1 protein-coding gene and 1 pseudogene are annotated in these 1,881 nt (G+C 62.5%); both read left to right on the top strand.

Features of this window, described 5'->3' with window-relative positions; translation table 11 throughout:
- The first annotated feature begins 93 nt into the window (after positions 1-93).
- A pseudogene (locus tag HT737_RS00985) lies at positions 94-877 on the top strand (AP endonuclease).
- Positions 870-1,881, top strand: a 1,012-nt coding sequence (locus HT737_RS00980; RefSeq protein ID WP_306287126.1) for a sugar kinase, incomplete at its 3' end; no start/stop codon positions are given. The pseudogene HT737_RS00985 and the gene HT737_RS00980, both read left to right, overlap by 8 nt.

Genomic DNA, 1,881 nt, shown 5'->3' with positions numbered 1-1,881 from the left:
CTGGCTTGCCAGCGATGCGGCCCGAAAGGCCATCACAGAACCACCTGATATTTTTTTGCACAAAAATGAAACCGGTTTCAGAGGCAGATAACAATGAATAAACCCGCCGTTTCCATCAGCCTGTCCAGCTACGGCGCCGAGCTTGTGCGCCAACGCGGGCAAGATTTCTTCATCGACGTGCTGGCCGCCGCCGGTGCCGATCGCATCGAATGGCGCGAAGAGTTGCTGACCCGCGAAGTGCCTGCACAACTGCAGGCCGCCACCCAGGCGCAGGGTCTGCAAAGCATCTATTCGTCGCCGACCGAACTATGGCTCGCCGGTCAGGCGCGGCCCAATCCCGAACTGATCAACGCCCTGCAACACGCCCGGGCGTTTGGCTCGAAATGGCTGAAAGTCTCGCTCGGCTACTTCACCGACAACTGTGATCTGCAGGCGCTGCAGCAACTGCTGGGCAACACCCCGGTGCAACTGCTCGTGGAAAACGACCAGACCTTGCAGGGCGGCCGCATCGAGCCGTTCCAGCGTTTTTTTCGCGGCGGTCGAGCAGCATGATTTGCCGATCAAGATGACCTTCGACATCGGCAACTGGCAGTGGCAGGACCAGTCCGCCGCCAACGCCGCACGTCTGCTTGGACGGCATGTCGGTTACGTGCACTGCAAAGCTGTGGCCCGGCGCGCCGACGGCAAACTGGTGGCGGTGCCGCCCGCCGTCAGCGATCTGCATTTGTGGGAACAACTGCTGCGCCACATGGCCCAAGGCGTTATGCGCGCCGCCGAATACCCGTTGCAGGGCGAAGATCTGGTGGCACTGACCACCGAACACGTCGCCGCCCTCGCCCGCCTTGGTCAATCGCGTCTGGAGCCTGCCCATGTCTGAGATCGATATTCTGTCGTTCGGTGAAACCATGGCGATGCTGGTCGCCGAGCAGACCGGTGATCTGGCGGCGGTCGAACATTTTCACAAACGCATTGCCGGCGCCGACAGCAATGTGGCGATCGGCTTGTCGCGCCTGGGTTTCAATGTGGCGTGGCTGAGCCGGGTCGGCGCCGATTCCCTCGGACGGTTCGTGGTCCAGACCTTGATCGAGGAAGGTCTGGATTGCAGTCACGTCGCGGTCGATGACCAGCACCCGACCGGTTTCCAGTTCAAGTCGCGTAACGACGACGGCAGCGACCCGCAGGTCGAGTATTTCCGCCGTGGCTCGGCGGCCAGTCGTCTGTCCGTCCAGTCGATCACCGATACCTTGCTCAGCGCCCGTCACCTGCACGCCACCGGGATTCCACCGGCACTGTCAGCCAGTGCGCGGGAAATGTCGTTCGAACTGATGACTCGCATGCGCCATGCCGGGCGCAGCGTGTCGTTCGACGCCAATCTGCGCCCGAGCCTGTGGGCCTCTGAGCAAGAGATGATCCGCGAGATCAACCGCCTCGCCGCCCTCGCCCACTGGGTACTGCCGGGTTTGAGCGAAGGTCGCTTGCTGACCGGCTTCGAAGACCCGGCGGACATCGCCGCGTTCTATCTCGACCAGGGCGCTGAAGCCGTGGCGATCAAGCTTGGCCCGCAAGGCGCCTATTACCGCACGCAACTGGATCAGGGGTTTGTCGCCGGAGTACCGGTGGCCAACGTGGTCGACACCGTGGGTGCGGGTGATGGATTTGCGGTCGGCATGATCAGTGCCCTGCTGGAGCATCAGAGTTTTGCCGAGGCGGTGCAACGCGCCAACTGGATTGGCAGTCGGGCGGTGCAGAGTCGCGGGGATATGGAGGGGTTGCCGACCCGGTCCGAGCTCATCGCTGAATTCCAGTCCGCCATCGCTGGCAAGCCAGCTCCCACAGGGTTCGGCGGTGGGAATGCAATAGTCGACTTACCCGAGATACCTG

Source organism: Pseudomonas sp. MD195_PC81_125 (genome assembly GCF_014060985.1).
GTDB classification, from domain to species: Bacteria; Pseudomonadota; Gammaproteobacteria; order Pseudomonadales; family Pseudomonadaceae; genus Aquipseudomonas; species Aquipseudomonas parakoreensis.
The sequence above is the reverse complement of the archived record's forward strand: the minus strand, read 5'-3'. Positions and strand labels throughout refer to the sequence as shown.